The sequence below is a fragment of the Sphaerisporangium flaviroseum genome, from assembly GCF_039537005.1.
GTDB classification, from domain to species: domain Bacteria; phylum Actinomycetota; class Actinomycetes; order Streptosporangiales; family Streptosporangiaceae; genus Sphaerisporangium; species Sphaerisporangium flaviroseum.
In genome coordinates this window covers 35,265-56,849 of sequence record NZ_BAAAZR010000012.1, presented here as the reverse complement: position 1 = coordinate 56,849, position 21,585 = coordinate 35,265, and the positions used below count along the sequence as shown (strand labels likewise).

The following is a 21,585-nucleotide window of genomic DNA, read 5'->3' as shown; positions in this document are numbered from 1 at the left end:
GCCGGCGCGGGTACCGGCGTGCCTTCTTGTGGCCCGGCCGATGTGGGACCAAGGTCTCTAGCCGGTGAAGCGTGCCAGGAGGAAGGTCGTTGCCATGGACATACTCGAAAGCGTCGACGCGTATTGGCGAGCGGCGAATTACCTGTCGGTCGGGCAGATCTACCTGATGGGCAACCCGCTGCTGACCGAGCCGCTGCGTCCGGAGCACATCAAGCCGCGGCTGCTGGGGCATTGGGGCACCACCCCCGGTCTGAACTTCTGTTTCGCCCATCTCAACCGGGTGATCCGGGAACGGGACCAGGAGATGATCTACATTGCCGGTCCGGGACACGGTGGGCCGGCGGCGGTGGCCCATGCCTGGCTGGAGGGCACCTACTCCGAGGTCTATCCGGAGGTGACGCAGGACAGGGCCGGCATGGCGCGGTTGTTCCGCCAGTTCTCCTTCCCCGGTGGGATTCCCAGCCATGTCGCTCCGGAGACGCCGGGGTCGATCCATGAGGGTGGAGAGCTCGGGTACGCGCTCACGCACGCCTACGGTGCCGCCCTGGACAACCCCAGGCTGGTGGTGGCCTGCATCGTGGGCGACGGTGAGGCCGAGACGGGACCGCTGGCGGCGAGCTGGCATTCCAACAAGTTCCTCGACCCCTCCGGCGACGGGGTCGTGCTGCCGATCCTGCACCTGAACGGATACAAGATCGCCAATCCGACGGTGCTGGCCCGGATCCCCGAGGAGGAGCTGATCAAGCTCATGGAGGGGTACGGCTACCGCCCGCGCATCGTCGCCGGCGACAAGCCGGAGGTGATGCACCGCCTGATGGCCGAGACGCTGGACGAGGTCTTCGACGAGATCGCCGCCTACAAGGACGGCAGGCAGAGCCGGCTTCCGATGATCGTGCTTCGGACGCCCAAGGGGTGGACGGGCCCGCACGAGGTCGACGGCGTCCAGGTGGAGGGCACCTGGCGGGCACACCAGGTGCCGCTCACGGGGGTCCGCGACGACGCCGGGCATCGGGCGATGCTGGAGGAGTGGATGCGGTCCTACCGGCCGCAGGAGCTGTTCGACGAGACCGGAGAGCCCGTTCACGAGATCCGGCAGACCGTGCCGGAAGGCGCTCGCCGGATGAGCGCCAGCCCGCACGCCAACGGAGGCGAGCTGCTGCGGCCTCTCACGCTGCCCGACTTCCGCGACCACGCGGTGCAGCTCACCTCGCCGGCCTCCGCCCTGACCGAGCCGACGCGCGTTCTGGGCCGCTTCCTGCGCGACGTCGTGGCCGCCAACCCCCGCGGCTTCCGGCTCATGGGCCCGGACGAGACCGCCTCCAACCGGCTGGGAGCCGTGTTCGAGGTGACCGATCGCGCCTGGAACGCCGAGATCCTTCCCACAGACGAGCACCTGGCCCCCGGGGGACGGGTGATGGAGGTGCTCAGCGAGCACCTGTGCCAGGGGTGGCTGGAGGGCTACCTGCTGACGGGGCGGCATGGGCTGTTCAACTGCTACGAGGCGTTCATCCACATCATCGACGCCATGTTCAACCAGCACGCCAAGTGGCTGGAGGCCTCGCGGCGGATCCCGTGGCGGCGGCCGGTCGCCTCGCTGAACTACCTGCTGAGCTCGCATGTGTGGCGGCAGGATCACAACGGGTTCAGCCACCAGGATCCCGGCTTCCTTGACGTGGTGGTCAACAAGAAGGCGGAGGTGGTGCGGGTCTACCTGCCGCCGGACGCCAACACGCTGCTGTCGGTGGCCGACCACTGCCTGCGCTCGCGTGACTATGTGAACGTGGTGGTGGCGGGCAAGCAGCCGGTGCACGACCTGTTCACGATGCAGGAGGCCGTCATCCACTGCACCAGGGGTCTCGGCATCATCGAGTGGGCCGGCAACGACGAAGGCCAGGAGCCGGACGTCGTCCTGGCCTGCGCCGGAGACGTCCCCACCCTGGAGATCCTGGCCGCCGCCGACCTGCTGCGCCGCCACCTGCCGGAGCTGCGGGTGCGGGTGGTCAACGTGGTGGACCTGATGCGGCTGCTGCCGGAGTCGGAGCATCCCCATGGGCTGCCGGACGCCGAGTACGACGCGCTGTTCACCACGGACAAGCCGGTGATCTTCAACTTCCACGGCTACCCGTGGCTGATCCACCGGCTCACCTACCGCCGCACCGGTCACGACAACCTGCATGTGCGCGGGTACAAGGAGGAGGGGACCACCACCACCCCGTTCGACATGGCGATGCTCAACGACATCGACCGGTTCCATCTGGTGATGGACGTCATCGACCGCGTCCCCGGGCTCGGCGCCAAATGCACCCACCTTCGGCAGCGGATGTCCGACGCCCGTGTGCACGCCCGCGCCTACACCCGAGAGCACGGGGAAGACGCACCGGAGATCCGCGACTGGACCTGGCCGCGCGGAGAGGGGACCGAGGTCCCGGTGACAGGGGACATTCGCCCACTGTGACCGGGTGCCGATGGATGGTGCCATGGCGGTAGGCGAACGGCCGGCAATAGGAGGAGACGCGCTAATGGTCGCAACGATCGTCGTCGGAGTCGACGGCTCCACGTCCGCGACGGCGGCAGTGGAGTGGGCGGCCGACGACGCCGCCCGCAGGAACGCCGCCTTGAAGATCGTGCATGTCCGGGAGCAGTGGGGGGAAGGCGCGCCGTTCCACGCCATGCCGGGCTTTGAGGACTCCTTCACCGAGTACTGCGAAGGTGTGGTGGCCGCGGCGGCCGAGCGGGCGCGTGAACGCGCGCCGGGCATCGAGGTGCGGACGGCCCTGGCCACCGGGGCCGTGATCGAGACGCTGATGGGCGAGTCGGTGGACGCCGAGGAGGTCGTGCTCGGCAGCAGGGGAATGGGCGGCTTCGCCGGGCTGGTGCTCGGCTCTGTGGGGATCGGGATGGCGGGGCACGCCCCGGGCCCCGTCGTCGTCGTGCGCGCCCCGGCGCAGGCCGTGTACGGGGAGGTCGTCGTCGGATTCGACGGGTCGCCGTGTTCCGAGGCCGCGCTGGAGTACGGCTTCATCCAGGCCAGGGCACGCGGAGCCCGGTTGCGGGCGGTGTACGCCTGGCAGATGCCGGCGTTCTCCCCCTTCGCCGTGGGCTACTCGGACGTCATGGGGGACCTGTTCAAGGATCAGGCCGGTGGCTTCCATCAGCGTGTGGAGCCCTGGCAGCGCAAGTATCCGGAGGTGCAGGTGGTCGGCTCCGCCGTGTGCGGGCACCCGATCCCCGCCCTGTCGGACGCCTCGCGCGACGCTGACCTGATCGTGGTGGGCTCGCGAGGGCTGAGGGGGCTGGGTTCCGCGGTGCTGGGCTCGGTGAGCCATGGCGTCCTGCACCGCGCCCACTGCCCCGTCGCCGTCGTACGGCCGCGAGAGGAGGAGAAGTGAGCGTCGAAACGCTGGTGGCCGAGCAGATCATGAGCCGCATCGTCGTCACGGTCAAACCCGATGAGTCACCGCTGCTGGCCTGGGAGCTCATGCGCCGGGCCGGTGTCCACCACCTGCCGGTGGTCGACGACGCCTGCCGCGTGCTCGGCATCATCACCCGCGAGGATCTGGCCGCGTCGTGGTCGGGAGGCCCGGAGGAGCAGTCCCATCGCCAGGTCCGCACGCTGGCCGGTCAGCACAGGCTGCCCCGGGTGTCATCGGACCAGTTCCTGCCCCGCGTGGCGGCCGCCATGCTCGACGCCGGCCGCGACGCGGTGCCGGTGACCTCGGAGGATGGGCGGCTGATCGGCCTGGTGACCGCTCAGGACGTGCTCAAGGCCGTCGCCGGCCGCGTCATCCGCCCGGAGGGCCCGGCCGAGGTCCGCACCGGCCTGTTCCGCCTGGAACCGATCCCGCCATCCGCCACCCTCGGCTGACCCCACCAGGCCGGCAAGGCCTCACCTCGTGCGTCCGTGACCTGCCCTCACTGTGCGCCGCTAACTAACTGACTAGTTGGATACCTCCTCATCGCCATAGTGTCAAATAACCGGTTGGTTGCATGCTACGGTGACGCCATGGCACGGGACGCGGATCGCACCAGGAAGCGTCTGCTGGAAGCGGCGGCCGCCGAGTTCGCCGCGTACGGCATCGCGGGGGCCCGGGTCGACCGGATCGCCGAGGCGGCCGGATGCAACAAGGCGATGATCTACGCCTACTTCGGCAACAAGGACAAGCTTTTCGACGCGGTCTTCAGTGCCCAGGTGGCCGATGTCCTGAAGCACGTGCCGTTCGACGCCACCGATCTTCCGAGCTACGCCGGACGGCTGCTCGATCGCTACGAGGACGATCCCGCGACCCTGCGCCTGGCCACCTGGTACCGGCTGGAGCGGCCGCAGGGAGCCCCGCTGCAGGCCGTCGTCGCCTCCAACCAGGTGAAACTGGAGAAGCTGGAACGCGCCCAGCGGGACGGCATCCTGCCCGGCCGCTACAGCCCGGTCGAGCTGCTGACGCTGGTGCTGTCGATCTCCCAGGCGTGGGCGTCCATGACCCCCGAACTGGGCCTGAACGCCCCGGCCGACCGCGAGCGCCGCAGGCACACCGTCGTCGACGCGGTCCAGCGCCTGCTGAAAGACGACTGAGCCCGTCCGGTGCCCGGTGGGACGGGTCAGCGGCGGTGAAACCGCATCTTCTCGTGGATGTGGCAGACACGGTGCCTCTTCCTGCAGAAAGCGGCCTGCGAAGGGGAGTCCCCGGTAACGCTCGCGTTGGACACATGCTGTACGCCGCGCATATTGGTGGGGCTCATCACCTGCGAATAGTTCTTGTTGCGCTTGCCGTTCCCTATGGTGATGGGACCGTGATCACCGGCGGTCACGGTCACCCGGGGGCTCTGGGGAGCTCTTTCCGCGTGCGCCGTCGCCTGGGGCCACCCGATGGCCCCGGCTATCGCGATCGTGAGCACGGTCAGGGTCAGCCAGCAGGAAGACACGTGAGCTCGGCTCAGAGGGTCTCGGCCACGGGACGGCGGCCGCCGAGACGGGCGGGAACAGAGGTGAGCGCCGCCACCACGAGCACGGTCGCCAGTACCAGGGCGAGCAGTTGCCAGAGCGAGGGAAGCGTGGCCCGGTCGCCGTCCCCGCCGGTGATCGCGTTTATCGCGCCGTACAGCGCGAAACCTCCCGGGAAGACGCCCAAGACAGCGCCGACGAGCGCGGGCGCCACCTGGGCGGCCGCCAGTGCCGCACTCACGTCACGAGGGGTCGCGCCGAGGGCGCGCGCCAGCGCCGACGAATGCCGGTTGTCGAGCACCGTCGCCCAGGTGATGGCGATGGCGTTGACCGCCGCCAGGCAGAGCAGTATGACCGTCCAGACAAGGAGCACGCGGCGCAGCACCTCCACCTGAGCATCGCCGTATCCGCCGGTGAGTGGCTGGGTGCTGAGGAAGGCGTTGAGTACCAGGAGGACGAAGATCCCGCTGACCGTGATCGCGATACTGACCACACTCAGCACGACCCGGCGCGGCCGGCGCGCGGCGACCCGCAAGGCGAGCAGCAGCGGGACGGGCAGTCGCGCCGAGATCGCGATCAGCCGGCCGATGCGGCGGGGTGGGCGTGGCGAGTCGGCCAGCGCGTTGACGGTGCTGGAGCGGGCGGCGCGCACGGCCGGGACAACGGTCGCCACCATGCCGACGCCGAGCGCCACGGCGGTCACCAGGCCGACCGTGGACATCGTCATCGAGGGCAGGCCCGCGCTGCCGACGAGCCCGGCACTGGACTCGGTGAGCAACGGAGCGGTCAGCGATCCGACCGCCAACCCGGCCGCGGCCGCGACGATGGCCACGAGGACGTACTCCGCGAGCAGCACGGCGGCGACCAGGCCCGGTGTGCCGCCGACCGCCTTGAGGAGTCCGACGCGTCTGGTCTGATCGGCGATCCGGCCGCCGACCAGCACCGAAAGGCCGGCCACGGCGAGCAGGCCGAGCAGCCAGGCTCCGATCAGCAGAAGGATCTGGGAGTCTCTGGCCAGCTCGGTGGCGTCTTCGAGGATGTTCTCCCAGGACCGCATAGGCGTAGCACCGCTAGGGTCGCCTTCGTTCGCGTCGGCGAACGCCTGGGCCTCGTTGGGGTCGGCCAGCTTCAGGTTCATCACGTAGGACGGATCCGGGTCGAGGCTTCGCGCGTCCGCCTGGGTGAGCCAGACCAGGCCGGGATTCTGCAACAACCCCCGAGGCATTCCGGCGTCGGCCAGATCGCCGGGAACAGGGCCGCTCATGCAACCAGGGGGGACAATGCAGGAGGTCCCCGGATAGGGCGGCATGGCGGCGGTGACCGCAACGCCGACGACCTTGAAGGACCGGCCGTCCAGGGTGACCTGATCCCCGACGCGCACATCGAGCGCGTTGGCGAAGGCGGCCTCGACCACCACGCCGCCATCGCCGACCCAGCCGCCCTGTGTCGGCTCGGGCTGGTCGACCGACGTGGGCGCGGCGTCGCGCCCCACGGCCTGCACATCTGAGGTTCGATCGGATGCCTGAAGTTTCGCCGACACGACTGGGTACGGTCCGCTGTGGTCGATGACGCCGGGAGCGCCGGCCAGTTTCTCAAGGCCGGAGAGCTTCGAGGACTGGCCGACGCTGGCGACCACGTCGGGTCCGCTGGTCGCCTCCCGGGTGCTCTGGTACGGGTCGCCGGCCGCGTCGCGCAGGACGAGCCCGAGCGTCAGCGTCGTGGTGGCCGCCATGATGGCAAGCAGCAGGAGCGCGGCCTCGGTGCGGCGTCGGCGGAGGTCACGCACGGCGAGGCGGCCCACGAGCAGGATGCGGCCCATCGCCTAGTCCTCCAGCCCGGCGAGGGCGCCGAGTCGCCCGGTGGTGCCGCCGGTCAACCTGGTCTCGTCCACGAACGCGCCGTCGCGCATCGAGATCACCCGGTCCGTGGTGGCCGTGATCCGCGGGTCGTGGGTGACGATGACCAGCGTCTGCCCGGACTCGTGCAGGGTCTCGAAGAGCTGGAGGACGTCCAGGGTGGCGGCGCTGTCCAGGTTCCCGGTCGGCTCGTCGGCGAGGACGACCAACGGTTCGTTGCTCAACGCCCGGGCGACCGCGACGCGCTGCCGCTGGCCACCGGACAGCGCCGAGGGCAGGAAACGCGCCCGGTCGGCGAGCCCGACCTGCTCCAGCAGTTCCTCCGCACGCCGTCTGGCGGCCCGCGGCGAGCGTCCGGCCAGCAGCGCCGACAGCTCGACGTTCTCCACGGCGGTGAGCTCCTCCATCAGGTGGAAAGACTGGAAGACGAAACCGACGGCGGTCCGACGCATCCGGGCCAGGGCCTTCTCGCCGATGTCGTCGATGCGACGGCCGTTCAGTGACACCTCTCCACCTGAGGGCCGGTCCAGCCCCCCGAGCATGTGCAGCAGCGTGGACTTCCCACAGCCGCTGGGGCCCATGATCGCCACCGTCTCTCCCGCGCCGACGTCGAGATCGACCCCGTCGACGGCGCGCACCAGCCCTTCCCCCTTGCCGTACTCCTTTCTCACCCCACGGGCGCGAAGCACGGACGTGCCGGCGGCGTTGCTCACGATCCACTCCTTCGGTGGGTCCACTTCTTCTCACACGCCTCGAGCCAGCGCAGGTCCGCCTGCAGCCGTAGCACGATGCCCTCCAGCAACAGCGCCGCGTTCGAGCGGTCCGGCTCGGCCATGGCGGCGCGCTGGGCGTCACGCAGCCGGCGCAGCAGCTCGCGGCGCTGGGTGTCGACGATGGTGAGCGGGTCGGCCAGCCCGGCCGACGCGGCCGCGATCAGCTTGAGATGGAACTCCGCGAGGTCGGGTCGGGGCCGGCTCACTTCGGCGATCCACTCGGCGACTCGCTGTTGGCCGTCGGGGGTGAGCGCGTACACCTTGCGATCCGACCGGTCGGTGTCATCGGCGGACTTCTCGACCGCCAACAGGCCGGCCTTTTCCAACCGGGTCAGCGTGACGTAGACCTGCCCAGCGTTCATCGCGTCACCGAGAGGACCGAGCGCGTCACGCAGCCGCGCGCGCAGCTGGTACCCGTGCGAGGGCTCCTTGGCCAGCATCGCCAGCAGTACTTCCTGCTGCATCGGGCCCTCCTCTAACCGTTAGCCCCCATGTCTAACGGTTATCCCCACCGCTGGCAAGCCCACGCGGCATATCGGCGGCCGGCTGGTGGGCCGGGCGCCGATACCGCGTCACGTCAGGCCGCTGGCGGGATGATCCGGCCGAGGTGTCGGGTGAAGAATCGGGCCGCGCGATCGGAGCCGGACGCGGGGGACCAGAGCAGGCCGGTGACCTCGCCCAGAGTGAAATTGCGCTCGACGACACCGTTCGACGATGCCTCAGCAGTGAAATGCATAGGTTGTTGCCTTTCGGGAGTGCCTTGTCGAGGCGCTCCCGGCGACACCTACGTCAATCGCCCGACCGTGAAGAAGAGGGGGAGCACCCACTGGATACAGCGTTCATGGGTCTCACCTCCTGCTGTGTGTCACGGACTCCCGGAGACTATAAGCCCCGGCATCGTCCCGCCCAAGGCTTTGTATCGGCTCCTGAGCCAGGGCGCGCAGCGACCTTATAGATCTACAATGTAAAGGCCGTCGCCAATGAGAAAATCAAAATCAAGATTTCACACCCTCGACTAGCGAGAGCCAGCCACGGTCTGATCAGGGGAGTGGCGTTTTCCCACGTCAAGACGCCGGCCCCGATGTCCCGTGAAGACGATGGTCTCGGCGATCCGCCGGGGGGGGTCAGCTCGTCACCGGCCACCAGGGCGGCGACCCGGCCGGCGCACCGGGCGAGGACGGGCGGCAGGACGCGCAGGCGATCCCGGCGCTCGTGCACTGACCCCGTTTGCGCGCGACCGCCTGAACACGTGAGGGGCCCGGCTCGAGCCGGGCCCCTCACGTCGTTCCCCTCGTCGCCATCAGGCGTTGGCGTTCACGTTGGGGGTGTTGGCGTTGACGGTGACGTCGGTGCCCAGCCCTGTGCCGAAACCGGTGCCGACGTCGTCGGCGTCGTCGGTGTCGCTGTCTGTTTCGTCGTCGTCGTCTTCGTCGTCGGTGGTGAGGCCGTTCGTCCAATCGAAGCCGCTCCGCGGCGTGAAGCCGTGCGCGGCGGCGGAAGCGGCGCACGCCGGAACGACGACGGCGACGGCGGCACAGGCCAAGGTCAGTAGCAGACGGCGAATCATGTCATTTCCCCCGATGGAAACCCGTCACAGAGCCCAGGTGCTTGAACTCTCCGAGTGAGCACTATGAGTGTATAAGTGACAACCAATGGTGATCATCTCCGAAATACCCACGAATGGAACATCGGTAAATGTGCTGACGAGTCAGTTGATGGCAATGAGTACTGAACATGACCGAAAAGGCACTGCCTGTCAGTGCCGCAGGGACCGCGCGCTGGCGCTCAGCCGGCGTCGGGCGCTTCGAGCAGGCCGCGCACCTCCTCGGCGGTGGTCTCCTGCAGTTCTTCCCCGAGCAGCAACCAGCGGGTGATGCCGACGGAATCGAGGAAGGGCAGGTCGTGGCTGGCGATCAGCAGCGCGCCCTGGTAGGACTCGAGCGCGCTCGTCAGCTGCCGCACGCTGGCCAGGTCGAGGTTGTTGGTCGGCTCGTCCAGCATGAGCAGCTGCGGGGCCGGTGCGGCGAGCATCGTCGCCGCGAGGGCGGCCCGGAAGCGTTCCCCGCCCGACAGGGTGGCCGCGAGCTGCTCGGCGCGTGCCCCCTTGAACAGGAACCGCGCGAGCTGGGCGCGGATGTGGTTGTCGGTGACCCCAGGAGCCATGCGGGCGACGTTCGCCGCGACGCTCAGCTCCTCCTCCAGCACATCCAGCCGCTGGGGAAGGAACCGCAGCGGCACGAACACCCTGGCCTCGCCGGACAGCGGTGCGAGCTCCCCGGTGAGGGTGCGCAGCAGCGTGGTCTTACCGGCTCCGTTGCGCCCCACCAGTGCGATGCGCTCGGGCCCGTGCACATGGAGCTCGCCTTGATCCAGCCTGCCGTACGGGAGGCGCAGCTCGTGCAGGCTCAGGACGGTGCGGCCCGCGGGCACGGCGGTGTGGGGCAGGCTCACGCGGATCTCGGCGTCGTCGCGGATCGTCTCCGCGGCCTCCTCGCGCCGCTCGCGCGCCTCGTTGAGACGGTCCTCCTGCAGGCCGCGGAGCTTGTCGGCCGACTCCTGCGCTGATCGCTTGCGTTCGCCGGCGACGATCCTCGGGGCGCGCCGCTGGGCGTCCATCTTCTTGCTGTGCCGCTGGCGGCGCGCCAGCTTGATGTGGGTCTCCTCCAGTTCGCGCTTCTGCCGGCGCACGTCCGCCTCCGCGGCCCGCAGCATCCGCCCGGCCGCTTCCTGCTGGGTGGCCAGAGCCTCCTCGTAGGCCGACCAGCCGCCCCCGTACCAGCTCACCGATCCCGAGCGCAGCTCGGCGATGCGGTCCACACGCTCCATCAGGTCACGGTCATGGCTGACCACGACCAGCACCCCGGAGCGCCAGGAGTCGACGGCCTCATACAGCCGGCGCCGTGCGAACAGGTCGAGGTTGTTGGTCGGCTCGTCCAGCAGCAGGACGTCGGGACGCTCCAGCAGCAGCGCGGCCAAGCGCAGCAGCACGGTCTCCCCGCCGGACATCTGACCTACGGTGCGATCAAGTTGGAGGTCGCCGAGCCCGAGTGAGCCCAATGTCGCAAGGGCCCGCTCTTCGACGTCCCAGTCGTCGCCGACCGTCTCGAAGTGCTCGTCGTTCACCTGCCCCGCCTCGATGGCGCGCAGTGCCGCGCGCCGCTCGGCGATGCCCAGAGCCTGGTCGACGCGCAGTGTCGTGTCCAGGGTGATGGTCTGCGGAAGGTAGGCGAGGGTGCCGCCGACGGTGACCGACCCCTGGGAGGGGCGCAGCCGGCCGGCCAGCAGTCGCAGCAGGGTGGACTTGCCTGTGCCGTTGGCGCCGACGAGGCCGGTGCGGCCCCGGCCGATGCTGACGGAGAGCCCGTCGAAGACGGTCGTGCCGTCGGGCCACTGGAAGGACAGGGCGGAGCAGGTCACAGGGGTGCTGGGGGTGGTGGAATCGGCCATGATGACTCTCGCAGTCGCACGCGCGGTGGATATGGGGCTTCGTATGCGAGCACCACGCGGCGACCGAGCCGGGAACGGGAGTGCGGCCCTCCGGAGGGTGAGGGACGGCTGATGCACCGAGGTCGCATCTACGCGGGGTCACGGGCGGCGACAAGTCGGCTGCAACGTGACGGGCGTACGGCCGCAGCCGTACCGCGCGATGTTCGCGAACCTCAGATGCGCAACGTCCACCTCAATCGGAGACAACAGGACCCGGCAACTGTACCTGATGTGCAGGAGGCCCAGGTGGATCTCGGCGTCGGCGGTATCCCAGTCGGGGCCGGCGTGCCACCACTTCCTGATCACTTCCGGGTTGGTCCAGGCGTCGAACAGGACGTCCGCGGACGCCTGGTAGGTCCGCTCGATACGTACGGCGGTCGTTTGTGTGGTGGTGTCGGGCACGCTTTTCCGCTCCTTGTCGGCAAGGTGTTCCTCGACGGTTATGTGCGGCGGTTGATCGGTCTGGTGTCAGGCCCTCCCGGCACCCATTTGATCGGGGTACCCGGGTGCTTCCCAGCCGGCGTTGGGACCACGCAACCGAGGACGAGGTTAACGGGCTCCGCGAACCCGAACGAGGTTGACGGGCTTCGCACGGGCCAAAGTGCCAGAGGCTGAGACCAGGCTGACGCGGTGGCGACGTTCGTCCGTACGGGTGGGTGAGGGTTCGTCTATGCCTCGCCGGAGCTGGTTGACCATCTCCCTCTTTGCAAAGGCCAGTTCTCAGCGCCTATCCAGGAGTTCTGCGCGTAACGGGTGGTGAGATCGCCCAGGGGGATGGGGGATTGACATGGGCCTCGCCGGGGGTTGGATCGAGGTTGCTCACACCGTCTCTCCGGCCAAGGCGGTCATATCAAAGCAGAGGGCGGGATACCCTGCCTGCGGTGGTCTCGAACCACGTGACCGGAGGAGTCGATGCCGGGATGACGGCAGGGCGACCGATGCCCACACAGGACGACGTGCTCGGGTACTTCAACACGCTGTCGAACTGGGGACGGTGGGGCGACGACGACGAGCTCGGCACTTTGAACCACATCACCGACGGTGTCCGGCTGGCGGCGGCGCGGGCCGTGCGCCACGGCAAGAGCGTGTCGTGCGCGTGGGAGGTTGCCGTACCGGAAGACATGGAGCGGTCGACGACGACGTGCCCGTGTGCCGCCGACATGCCGGGTGCCGAGAACATGCCGGTGCCCGGATTCCGCAACGACCGGCGCTGGGGCTTTTCGTCCGAGCGGCTCGGCGTCACGTTCCACGGCAACACCCTCACCCACGTCGACTCGCCGTGCCACATCTTCTGGGACGGCATGATGTACAACGGGCGGTCGCACTCGCTGGTCGAGGCCGCAACGGGATCGGCGTGGGCGTCGGTCACGGCGGCGGCGAACGGGATCATCACGCGTGGTGTCCTGCTGGACATCGCGAGCGTGCGGGATGTTCCGTGGTTGGAGCCGGGGCAGGGTGTGCTTCCCGACGATCTGGAGGAGGCCGAGCGTCGCCAGGGTGTGCGGGTGCGATCCGGCGATGCGGTACTCCTGCGGACCGGCTATGGCCGTGTCCGGCACGAGACCGGTGCGGTGAGCGGTTTCACGCAGGCCGGGTGGCACGCGTCCTGCCTGCCGTGGCTGCATGAACGGGAGGTCGCGCTGATCGGCGCTGACACCCCCCAGGACGTTCAGCCGTCGGGGTACGAAGGCGTGTTGATGCCGGTTCACGCCGTGAGCCTCGTCGCCATGGGTCTGTGGATGCTCGACAACTGCGACCTGGAGGCGTGCGCGACGACGGCTGCCGAGCTCGGCCAGTGGGACTTCCACCTCGCAGTCGCGCCGGTCCGCTTCGCCGGTACGTCCGGCAGCCCGGTCAACCCGATCGCCACATTCTGACCGCGGTTCACGAGGCGTCACACTGTGGCATGGAGTACGTGATCAGGTGACCGAGCCACTCGCGCATCACCCGCTCGTCGCGGGTCTGGTCCTACGAGGCAGCCGGAACCCGCACTCCCGGACCGGCGGGCGGAGTGCCGCCGCTCCATGACGCGAAGTCATCGCCTCAACAGATCACTCGGCATCTGCCCACGGTGAGACATGCGCATCCGTCTGGGGTCGCACCACCTGCTCGTGCCTGCCCGCCAAGATGCGACCCGAGCCAGACGCGCGCCCCCTGCGTCGCCCCTCACCATGCTGGTGTGCCCCGACGTACCGGTCCGGGGCGCACCGACACCGACAAGACGGGCGGCAACCCATGAGCATTGATCTTCGCGGGCGCATCACGCGATGGCGGCAGACGGGCGCGGACCGGCGGGCCGCCAACGCCGCCGCCAACCTGGACCGCCAACCCCCGTTTCCCGGCCGATGGGTGAGCGCCATCTCGCTGATCGCCGGTCCCACCTTGATCATGGCCGGGACCATCTTGCGCTCCCCGTTCTACTACTTCGTCCCTTATCAGCTCACCGCCTACACCCAGCATCCCGCCCTCATCACCGCCGCCTATGTCTGCTTCGCCTTCGGGTTCGTGCTGCTGTGGCCGGCGGTCGTGACGCTGGCCCAGAGGATCGCCACCACCAGCCCGCTGTGGGGACTGTGGGGCGGTTGCCTGGTGATCGTCGGCCTGTTCACCCGGAGCTTCCAGTTCGGCACCGATCACCTGGCCTTTCACTTGACCGACAGCCTCGGCCTGCAGACCATGCTCCACGGCATCGACGGCTACTACCTGGCATGGCGGGATACGGTCTGGCATCCGTTCAGGTCCATGTCCGGGCCGGCCTTCTTCGGCTGGGTCGTGCTGGCCATCGGCGCCTACCGCTCCGGCGCCCTGGGACTGGGTCGTTCGATCGCCCTCGGCCTGATGTCAGCGCTCGCGCTCGGGACGCTCAAAGGCACCGAACCACAGTCCTTCATCGCCGTGGGCGGCCTCTGCCTCGCCTTCATCCCCTTGGGCATTTCGCTGCTGCGCGGCGGCCCCCCACCGACCAGGCGCGCCATGGTCTGGATCGCCGTCCTCGTCGCCGTGCATGTCCTCATGTCGGCCTACGGCCCGAGAGGATGACGATCCGGACCGGTGATACGTCGGCGGCCGTCCGGGTTGGTGATGAGCCCGCCTTCGTAGGCGGCGATGACGAGCTGGGCCCGGTCCCGGGCCTGCAGTTTGGCCAGGAGGCGGCCGATGTGGGTCTTGACCGTGCCGACGGTGAGGTGCAGGTGCTCGGCGATCTCGGCGTTGGACATTCCCCTGCCGATGAGGGCGAGCACCTCGCGCTCGCGCCGGGTGACGTGATCGAGGCCCCGCACGACCTGGGCGGGATGTGGGCTCTGCAGGAACTCGGTGATGAGCCGGCGGGTGACGGTGGGCGCGAGCAGCGCCTCACCGGAGGCGACGACCCGGATGGCGGCGAGCAGCTCGGCCGCCGTGGCGCTCTTGAGCAGGAAGCCGCTCGCACCCGCCCGCAGCGACGCGTACACGTAGTCGTCCAGGTCGAACGTGGTGAGGATCAGTACGCGCACGCCGGCACAGGCGGGGTCGGAGCAGATCAGTCGGGTTGCCTCGATGCCGTCCATGTCCGGCATGCGCACGTCCATCAGGACGACGTCGGGCCGGTGCCGGCGGGCCAGGCGCACGGCCTCGGCGCCGGTGCCCGCCTCGCCCACCGCGGCCAGCCCCGGTGTGGCGTCGATGAGGACCTTGAAGCTGTCGCGGATCAGGACCTGGTCCTCGGCGAGCAGGACCTGGACGGGCGGGGACCAGTCGTGCGGTGCGGCGCCGATGCTCATGTCGTCGACGCTCATGCCGCGGTGCCGTCCTGGTCGTAGGGCAGTCGAGCCGACACGCGAAAACCTCCTTCTGCCCGGGGCCCGGCATTGAACGTACCTCCGTACATCTTGGTCCGTTCCCGCATGCCGATCAGGCCGTGTCCCCCAGGGCCCGCGCGCGGCGGCCGGCTGTGGCGGGGGCCGTCGTCGACGACCTCGATCACGGCCTCCCGCCCGTCGACGTCCACGGTGACCGCGCAGCGGGTCGGCCCCGCGTGGGTGACGACGTTGGTCAGAGCCTGCTGCACGATCCGGTACACCGACACCGCGACCGCGGCAGGCAAGGCGGCCTCCGCACGGACGGTCAGCTCCACCTCGACTCCGGCGGAGCGGGCGTGGGCGGCCAGCTCGGGCAGGTCCGCCATGCCGGGCGCGGGCACAGGGTCCTGCTGGGGATCTCCGTCGGAGCGCAGCAGGTCGAGCACCCGGTGGATCTCGGTGAGCGTGCTGCGGCTGGTCTGCTCGATGACGGCCAGCGCGGCGCGGACCTCCTGCGGGCGGGCGTCGGCGACGTGGTTGGCGACGGTGGCCTTGACGGCGATCAGGCTCATGCTGTGGCCGATGACGTCGTGCAGTTCCCGGGCGATGCGCCTGCGCTCGTCGGTCACCGCGGCGTCGGCGAGGTGGCGGACGAGGCGGGCGGTCGTGTCCCGCTTCCAGCGCACGACCGTTCCGACGGCCCACGCGACGGTCAGGAGCACACAGATCGTACCGATCTCGATCGGCCAGGCCGCCGGCATCTCGCTGGGCGCCGTCGCGAGCGCGAGACCGGGGAACACCTGCGCGTAGAAGATCAGGATCGCGGTCACCGCGATGGACAGGCAGCCTGCCAGGCCCGCCGCCGACCAGGCGATCGAGGTGGTGGCGGCCACCAGGTACAGCACAAGCGCGGTCGGCACGAAAGTCAGCCAGATCGCGCCCGCCGCGACGGCGCCGGCCACGGTCACCCCCGTGCCCGTGGCGCACGCGACAGCGAGCATGGCCCGCGGCCGGCGCCGCCGGACGGCGATCGGAAAGCTCAGGACAGCCGCCACCGGCCAGGCCGACCACGCGGACCACGGTGACGACGGCCCCGGCGGATCGACGATGGCGTATCTGATGAGCAGGGCCACGGCGACCGCCACCGCCGCGTCGGTGACGTCCCTTCCACCGCGCCGCCATCCAGCCCGTTCCATGATGGGACGGTATCGCCTCACCGGATCATGCGGCATCTGGCCACGGTCGGACATCCGCGTCCGTCCGCGCATCCGTGCGGGGTCACACCACCGGCTCGCACCAAGGTACGACCCACTATGTCAAGGCCTGCGGTGAGGGGCCGTGATCACGAGCACGCCGCGCCTAGCGGTCGCCGTCCGAACGGGTCACAGCCGGGCTGTCGTCGTCAGGGTGACAGCGGTCAGCGCGGCGAGCAGGGCCCAGGCGGGCGCGAAACCGCCGGTCAGGTCGGTGAGCAGGCCGAGCACGGGTGGCGCCAGGATGACCGCCACCTGGTTGACGGCCATGGCCAGGCCGAGGGCGAATCCGGTGTGGTCCGGCGGCGCCGATTCGGCGACGTAGGCGACCCAGGGGCCGTACCAGCCGATTCCGAAGAAGCCGAGCCAGATGAAGAGCAGGCAGGCCGCGACGGGGGATCGGCCGATGGGGGTCGTCAACAGCGTCATCCCGATGATCACGGCGGCCAGGCATGTCAGGACGCCGGCGTAGCGGCCGGACCTGTGGCGGTCGCTCCAGGCCGCTAGGCAGATGCGGCCCAGCGCGCCCGCGCACTGGACCGCGACGTAGACCAAGGCCGCCGAGGCGGAGTCCATGGACGTCACCTCGTGCAGGTACAGCACGGTGAGGACGCCCACGCCGCTGTGCACCGACACCATGCTCGTACCGGACAAGATGATCTTCTTCATGTACGGTTCGCGGAGCAGTTCCAGCCGTACGCGGGACGTGGTGGGCATTGGGCGTTGGTCCGGTGGGCGGCGGTAGAAGGCCATGAAGGCGACGGCGCCTGACAGTGCGACGAGCGCGCCCGCCACGAGCGTCGACCGCCAGCCGAAGGCCGTTGCCAGTGAGGGAAGTGCGGAGGCGGCGAGGACGCCCCCGAGCGGGAGCCCCGCCTGGCGGATGCCCATGGCCAAGCCACGCTGCGAGGCGTCGAACCAGGACGCCACCGATTTACTGCCGCCCGGCTGGATGGTGCTGTAGCCCGCACCGACGATCAGCAGGACGACGAGCAAGGAGACGTACCCCGGGGCCGCGCTGCCGGCGGCCAGCGCGACGGCGACCACAAGAGCCCCGATCCCGACGATCCAGCGTTCGTCGTGGCGGTCCAGCAGTCGTCCCGCCACGAGTAGCCCGGCCAGAGGAAGTAGCTGAGCCGCCGACAGCAGCAGGCCCAGTTGGGTCGTGTTCAGCTCCAGGTCTCGTCGCAGGTGGACACTCATCGCGCCGATGCCCTGCACGAAGAACGCGGCCGCGGCCTGGGTGAAAGTCGCGACACCCAGAATGACCCAGCGGTATTGCGATGTCTTCACGGCTTCCTGGGTTCGGTCAGTTTCTGCTTGAAAACCCCTGCGAGCGCGTCGCGCCAGTCGTCACCGGCGTTCACGGGGGTGACGAAGTCTCCGCCGAGATCGTTGAAGAGCAGTGCCCGGAGGCGGACGAGTTCCGGCATGTCATGCTCTGTTGCTGTTCGCGTCATGACGGACAGGCTGATGTAATGAGCTTGTGCAACTCAACCCTTACGGCGCGGATGTGGTGAACTTCGCCGCGGAATTGGCGAACCGCCCACCGGCGAGCGCCGATGAACTCGCCGACCGCTGCCGCACTGCCGGTCTGGTACTGGAACGCCCCGTCGAACCGTCGGATCTCGACCAGACCCTCGCCGTCATCGACGCCTGGACGAACGTCGTCGACGCCACGGGCGAGCGCGCGAAGGCCGAGTTGGTCAACGAGATGCTGGCCCGGTCGGCCGCCTACCCCCGGCTGACCGACCACGCTCATGGTTGGCACCTGCACTATCGCGACGACCTGCAGTCGCTCGGCGCGGTGCTGTTCGCGCTGATCTCCGTGGGCACGGCGATGCACCTCGTCAGCCGGGGCATGGACCGGCTCGGACGGTGTGCCGCCGCCGGTTGCGGGACCATCTTCGCGGACACCTCACGCACCGCACGGCAGCGCTACTGCTCCCAGCCGTGCGCCAACCGCGATGCGGTACGCCGCCATCGCGCCCGTCAGTCCACGCCCTCCACCTGACTGGCCACTCTCCGCGGCGGCTGCTAGCGGGCACACTCGCCGCGATGGGCGTAGGTGTCGCTCCACTGGGAGAACAGTGGTTACGGGGATCCGGCCAGGCCCGGGGACCGGGCTTCGCCCCACGCCCGATCCCCGGGGTCACCGCCCTTGCGTCCTGGTTCAGGTCGATGCGCAGACCCGCGTCGTCAACCGCGGCCACGCAAGTCTTGCTCTAATGTGGCAGGTCCACCTCGGCCAGACGTCGTCGGGATGTCACCATCACCTGCCGGCCTGGCGAAGCCATGCCTCTTGTTCGGGATCGGGCATGAGCTCCCGTACCTCTTGCGCACAGCGGCAAGCGACGGCAATCTTGGCAGCCCACTCCAGTGCCTCTTCTCGTGAGGCCACGTCGACGACCGAGAACCCGCCAATGACCTCCTTGGTCTCCGGGTAAGGGCCGTCGGTGACCATCCCGTCCGTGGCCACGACGCTCGCCCTCTGCCTTTCCAGTCCGGCGCCGAACACCCACACGCCGGCGTTCATGGCTTCCCGGACCACCGCGTGCGAGGCCTTGCCCACGTCGGCCCAGTCCTCGTCGGGGATGTGGTCCATCGCACCGTCATTGAACGAGATCAAGTACTGCGTCATCCCATAACTCCCTTGTCCTGGCGGCCACGTCCGGCCGCCTCTCGCCTGTTCTACGAACGACTCGCCCCGGATCCGACGCTATGCCAACAGAATTTTCTCGGACCTCCGCAGCTCGGCGTCTGCGGGCGTCATATCGCCCTTTTCGCGGAGATCATCACCGCCGCCACCGGCTACGAGTAGCTCTCCCCGGTGCGCGCACTGCTCGGCCTGCTCTGCCAGTACCTGAGCCGCCTCGGCGACCTTCTGCCGGCGGTACGCCACCAGTCCCTGCTGCGCTTAGGGGAACAGCCGGAAGATCGTTCCAGGCCGGTAAGAGCGCAAGACGTTGAAGTTCACGCTGGCAGTGAGACCGATCGCACCGGCCGCGAAGGCTCGGTTCAACATCTTCATCGCCGTGAAGCAGCGGTAGTAGCGTTTCCCGTGCTGGGAGGCGTCGGAGGTGAGATTGCCCTCCGCATCCAGACGAGGCCGCGTACGCGTACCTGGCTTCGCGCAGATCATTTCGCTGAGAAAGCGTCACCGGCCGGCCCGTTCTTCCTAGGGCTCGGCGGGCGAGCCGACTAGCGCGCCACACGGTGGCGGAGGTAGACGACTCTCGAGCTGAAGGTGCGGGTCTCGACGAGTTCGAGATCCACTCGGCGCTCGCGTTGGGGAAAGAACGGAATGCCACCGCCGACCAGCACAGGGTAGACCCTGGCCCGGTACTCGTCGATCAGACCCAACGCGGCCGCCTCGGCGGCGAGAGTCGCGCCGCCGATCGCGATGTCGCCCTCCTCTGGCTCGGCTCGCAACCGCTCGATCTCCTGCGCCAGGCCGCCGGAGACCAGGCGGGCATTGCCCTGCACCGCCGACAGCGTGGTGGAGAACACCACCTTTGGGAGCGGCTTCCAGAGTGCGGCCCACTCGAGCATTGAGTCGTCGAGCGATGGATCCTGGTCGGCGGTCTCCCAGTACAGCATCGTCTCGTACAGCCGTCGTCCCAGCAGGTGGACGCCGACCTCTTGTATCTGGTCGGTGACGAAGCGAAAGACCTCCTCGTCGGGCGCCGTCCAGTCGAAGTTGCCGTCCGGCCCGACGATGTAGCCGTCAAGTGAGACGCTCATCGAAAAGGTCACGGTGCGCATCAGAAGTCCTCCTCCGTAACGGGTTCCACAGTACGACCGCCGGACGCCGCAGGATTTCATCGCGGCTCACGGGATCCCCTGGGGCCGAGTCACCTCGCGAGATCGATTCTTTGAGAAACCTCAGTAGATCGGATCAGCGAATGGGAGTCGAAATGGATGGCCTGAGCAACGCGAGATGGATGAGTCCTCGTACTCCGGAGGTAACGGGGGTAACGGCGGTGACTGCGTGGAACTCGCTCTGCTGGTGGACGAGGGGGTGGCCATACGGGACAACAACCCGTCAACCTCGTCCTCGGTTGCGTGGTCCCAACGCCGGGTGGGAAGCACCCGGGTACCCCGATCAAATGGGTGCCGGGAGGGCCTGACACCAGACCGATCAACCGCCGCACGTATAAGTCGATCACCCCCCGCACGAACAAAGACCGCCACCGTCCCTCGCACAGCCGGACCCTCACCCACCCTGTGCGGACGAACCCACCACCCCCCACAACGGACGAACCCTCACCCACCTCGTACGGACGAACCGTTGCCACCGCGTCAGCCTTGTCCCGGCCTCTGGCACTTTGGCCCGTGCGAAGCCCATCAACCTCATCCAGGTTCGCGGAACCCGTCAACCTCGTCCAGGTTTCGGGTGGTGCCAACGCCGGGTGGGAAGCACCCGGGTACCCCGATCAAATGGGTGCCGGGAGGGCCTGACACCAGACCGATCAACCCCCGCATGTATAAGTCGAGCACCCCCCCCGCGCATTGTCGGCCCTTGGCCAGGCCCACACCGCAGTTCGTGGCCATGACGGTCCATCAAGGACAGGGCGACCGGAGGCTCGCCGTCTTCGCTGATGACTTCGTCTTTATGGTGTCGAACGACCGTCCCTTACGGCGAGTAGCTCGTGTCACACCCAGGTGGTACACGCGGAACGACTTCACCAGGTGACGACGGCCCTGCTGGCGGACATCACCACACCGCGACGGCTGTCTCAGGACTCCGTGTAACCCAAGGTCAATGCATCATCCGTTGGTATTCGCCGGCGGGGTGCCGGGGACGGCCGGTGCGAGGTGATCTGCCGGTGGGCTAGGACTATGGGCATGGAGTTCTTCTGCTACCACCGCGACCGGCCCGGCTCCGTGACGCTGCGCGACGATCTGCTGGAACAGCACTGGTCCTATATGGACCGGTTCGCGAAGACGGTGATCGCCCGGGGTCCGACCCTCGACGGCGGCACACCCACCGGCAGCGTGCACATCGTCGACCTGCCCGATCCTTCCGCCGCCCGCGCGTTCGCCTTCGACGAGCCGAACTACCAGGCCGGCGTGTACCGGGACGTGCTGCTGCGCCGGTGGCGCAACACGCTGGGGCGCACCATGTGGGACTTCGCCGGCGGCCGGACCGGCGGCAACCGGTACCTGGTGCTCGGCCTCGGCACGGGCCAGGCCGCCGACCTCGCCGCGCCGCCCGGCCAGGAGGAGCTGATCGCGTACGGGCCGCTGCTGTCCGACGACGGGACCACCTGGCTGGGTACGGCCGCACTGGTCCGGGCGCCGGACCCGGATACGGCACGCGCCGTCCTGACCCAGGACCGGTACGCCGACATTGAGGTGCACAACTGGCAGTTCGGCGGGCGGCCGTCGTGACCTGGGGTGTCGTCGTGCGCAAGCGGTGACGCGCAACACCACCCGGCGGGCGTGAGGGTTCGCCGGGTGGTCTTGCGTGGTGTCAGACGACCTCGATGATGACCCGGT

21 protein-coding genes are annotated in these 21,585 nt (G+C 68.9%); 8 read left to right on the top strand and 13 right to left on the bottom strand.

Annotated elements, in window-relative coordinates; all coding sequences use genetic code 11:
- Positions 1 to 64 precede the first annotated feature (64 nt).
- From ABD810_RS22615 to ABD810_RS22600, 4 genes are all read left to right on the top strand, one after another.
- On the top strand, positions 65 to 2,455 hold the full coding sequence (locus ABD810_RS22615) for a phosphoketolase family protein (protein ID WP_344943764.1): 2,391 nt from the start codon (positions 65 to 67) through the stop codon (positions 2,453 to 2,455).
- A 64-nt stretch (positions 2,456 to 2,519) separates the two neighbouring features.
- Complete coding sequence (locus tag ABD810_RS22610; protein WP_344943761.1) at positions 2,520 to 3,389, top strand: universal stress protein; 870 nt, start codon at positions 2,520 to 2,522, stop codon at positions 3,387 to 3,389.
- Positions 3,386 to 3,865: a CBS domain-containing protein gene (locus ABD810_RS22605; RefSeq protein ID WP_344943758.1), complete on the top strand. Its 480-nt coding sequence runs from the start codon at positions 3,386 to 3,388 to the stop codon at positions 3,863 to 3,865. The genes ABD810_RS22610 and ABD810_RS22605 overlap by 4 nt, the downstream gene beginning before the upstream one ends.
- A gap of 138 nt (positions 3,866 to 4,003) precedes the next feature.
- Positions 4,004 to 4,567, top strand: coding sequence for a TetR/AcrR family transcriptional regulator (locus tag ABD810_RS22600; protein ID WP_344943755.1), 564 nt, complete (start codon positions 4,004 to 4,006; stop codon positions 4,565 to 4,567).
- A 361-nt stretch (positions 4,568 to 4,928) separates the two neighbouring features.
- On the opposite strand, the gene ABD810_RS22595 is transcribed toward ABD810_RS22600, so the two are convergent.
- The 7 genes from ABD810_RS22595 to ABD810_RS22565 all read right to left on the bottom strand — a co-directional run bounded on the left by ABD810_RS22595 (position 4,929) and on the right by ABD810_RS22565 (position 11,453).
- Complete coding sequence (locus ABD810_RS22595; protein ID WP_344943751.1) at positions 4,929 to 6,755, bottom strand: FtsX-like permease family protein; 1,827 nt, start codon at positions 6,753 to 6,755, stop codon at positions 4,929 to 4,931.
- 3 nt (positions 6,756 to 6,758) lie between these two features.
- Complete coding sequence (locus tag ABD810_RS22590) at positions 6,759 to 7,505, bottom strand: ABC transporter ATP-binding protein (RefSeq protein ID WP_344943748.1); 747 nt, start codon at positions 7,503 to 7,505, stop codon at positions 6,759 to 6,761.
- Positions 7,502 to 8,029, bottom strand: coding sequence for a PadR family transcriptional regulator (locus tag ABD810_RS22585; RefSeq protein WP_344943745.1), 528 nt, complete (start codon positions 8,027 to 8,029; stop codon positions 7,502 to 7,504). The genes ABD810_RS22590 and ABD810_RS22585 overlap by 4 nt, the downstream gene beginning before the upstream one ends.
- A gap of 113 nt (positions 8,030 to 8,142) precedes the next feature.
- Positions 8,143 to 8,301, bottom strand: coding sequence for a hypothetical protein (locus tag ABD810_RS22580; protein ID WP_344943742.1), 159 nt, complete (start codon positions 8,299 to 8,301; stop codon positions 8,143 to 8,145).
- A 564-nt stretch (positions 8,302 to 8,865) separates the two neighbouring features.
- On the bottom strand, positions 8,866 to 9,132 hold the full coding sequence (locus ABD810_RS22575; RefSeq protein ID WP_344943739.1) for a hypothetical protein: 267 nt from the start codon (positions 9,130 to 9,132) through the stop codon (positions 8,866 to 8,868).
- Positions 9,133 to 9,350: 218 nt separating this feature from the next.
- The gene (locus ABD810_RS22570) at positions 9,351 to 11,012 is read right to left on the bottom strand and encodes an ATP-binding cassette domain-containing protein (RefSeq protein ID WP_344943736.1); all 1,662 of its coding nucleotides are present in this window, start codon (positions 11,010 to 11,012) and stop codon (positions 9,351 to 9,353) included.
- Between the two features lie 138 nt (positions 11,013 to 11,150).
- A complete protein-coding gene (locus ABD810_RS22565; protein WP_344943732.1) occupies positions 11,151 to 11,453 on the bottom strand; it encodes an SRPBCC family protein in 303 nt (100 codons plus the stop codon).
- A gap of 536 nt (positions 11,454 to 11,989) precedes the next feature.
- On the opposite strand from ABD810_RS22565, the gene ABD810_RS22560 reads away from it, so the two are divergent.
- Positions 11,990 to 12,928 (top strand): cyclase family protein, encoded by a 939-nt coding sequence (locus tag ABD810_RS22560; RefSeq protein WP_344943729.1) that lies wholly within the window; start codon positions 11,990 to 11,992, stop codon positions 12,926 to 12,928.
- Between the two features lie 358 nt (positions 12,929 to 13,286).
- Positions 13,287 to 14,090: a hypothetical protein gene (locus ABD810_RS22555; RefSeq protein WP_344943726.1), complete on the top strand. Its 804-nt coding sequence runs from the start codon at positions 13,287 to 13,289 to the stop codon at positions 14,088 to 14,090.
- On the opposite strand, the gene ABD810_RS22550 is transcribed toward ABD810_RS22555, so the two are convergent.
- The 4 genes from ABD810_RS22550 to ABD810_RS22535 form a co-directional block, all read right to left on the bottom strand.
- The gene (locus ABD810_RS22550; RefSeq protein ID WP_344943723.1) at positions 14,072 to 14,827 is read right to left on the bottom strand and encodes a response regulator; all 756 of its coding nucleotides are present in this window, start codon (positions 14,825 to 14,827) and stop codon (positions 14,072 to 14,074) included. The genes ABD810_RS22555 and ABD810_RS22550 overlap by 19 nt on opposite strands.
- Entirely contained in the window at positions 14,824 to 16,026 is a 1,203-nt protein-coding gene (locus tag ABD810_RS22545; protein WP_344943720.1) for a sensor histidine kinase, read from the bottom strand. Before ABD810_RS22545 ends, ABD810_RS22550 begins: the two co-directional genes overlap by 4 nt.
- A gap of 186 nt (positions 16,027 to 16,212) precedes the next feature.
- Entirely contained in the window at positions 16,213 to 17,376 is a 1,164-nt protein-coding gene (locus ABD810_RS22540; RefSeq protein WP_344943717.1) for an MFS transporter, read from the bottom strand.
- Positions 17,373 to 17,516: a hypothetical protein gene (locus ABD810_RS22535; protein ID WP_344943714.1), complete on the bottom strand. Its 144-nt coding sequence runs from the start codon at positions 17,514 to 17,516 to the stop codon at positions 17,373 to 17,375. The genes ABD810_RS22540 and ABD810_RS22535 overlap by 4 nt, the downstream gene beginning before the upstream one ends.
- A 53-nt stretch (positions 17,517 to 17,569) precedes the next feature.
- Here ABD810_RS22535 and ABD810_RS22530 point away from each other — a divergent pair, with 53 nt between their 5' ends.
- Positions 17,570 to 18,097, top strand: coding sequence for a CGNR zinc finger domain-containing protein (locus ABD810_RS22530; protein ID WP_344943711.1), 528 nt, complete (start codon positions 17,570 to 17,572; stop codon positions 18,095 to 18,097).
- Between the two features lie 258 nt (positions 18,098 to 18,355).
- On the opposite strand, the gene ABD810_RS22525 is transcribed toward ABD810_RS22530, so the two are convergent.
- Both ABD810_RS22525 and ABD810_RS22520 read right to left on the bottom strand, forming a co-directional pair.
- The gene (locus tag ABD810_RS22525; protein ID WP_344943708.1) at positions 18,356 to 18,724 is read right to left on the bottom strand and encodes a YciI family protein; all 369 of its coding nucleotides are present in this window, start codon (positions 18,722 to 18,724) and stop codon (positions 18,356 to 18,358) included.
- 560 nt (positions 18,725 to 19,284) lie between these two features.
- On the bottom strand, positions 19,285 to 19,848 hold the full coding sequence (locus ABD810_RS22520) for a dihydrofolate reductase family protein (protein ID WP_344943705.1): 564 nt from the start codon (positions 19,846 to 19,848) through the stop codon (positions 19,285 to 19,287).
- Positions 19,849 to 20,931: 1,083 nt separating this feature from the next.
- Between ABD810_RS22520 and ABD810_RS22515 the strand changes: the two genes are divergently transcribed.
- Positions 20,932 to 21,477 (top strand): YciI family protein, encoded by a 546-nt coding sequence (locus tag ABD810_RS22515; protein ID WP_344943702.1) that lies wholly within the window; start codon positions 20,932 to 20,934, stop codon positions 21,475 to 21,477.
- Positions 21,478 to 21,585: the final 108 nt, after the last annotated feature.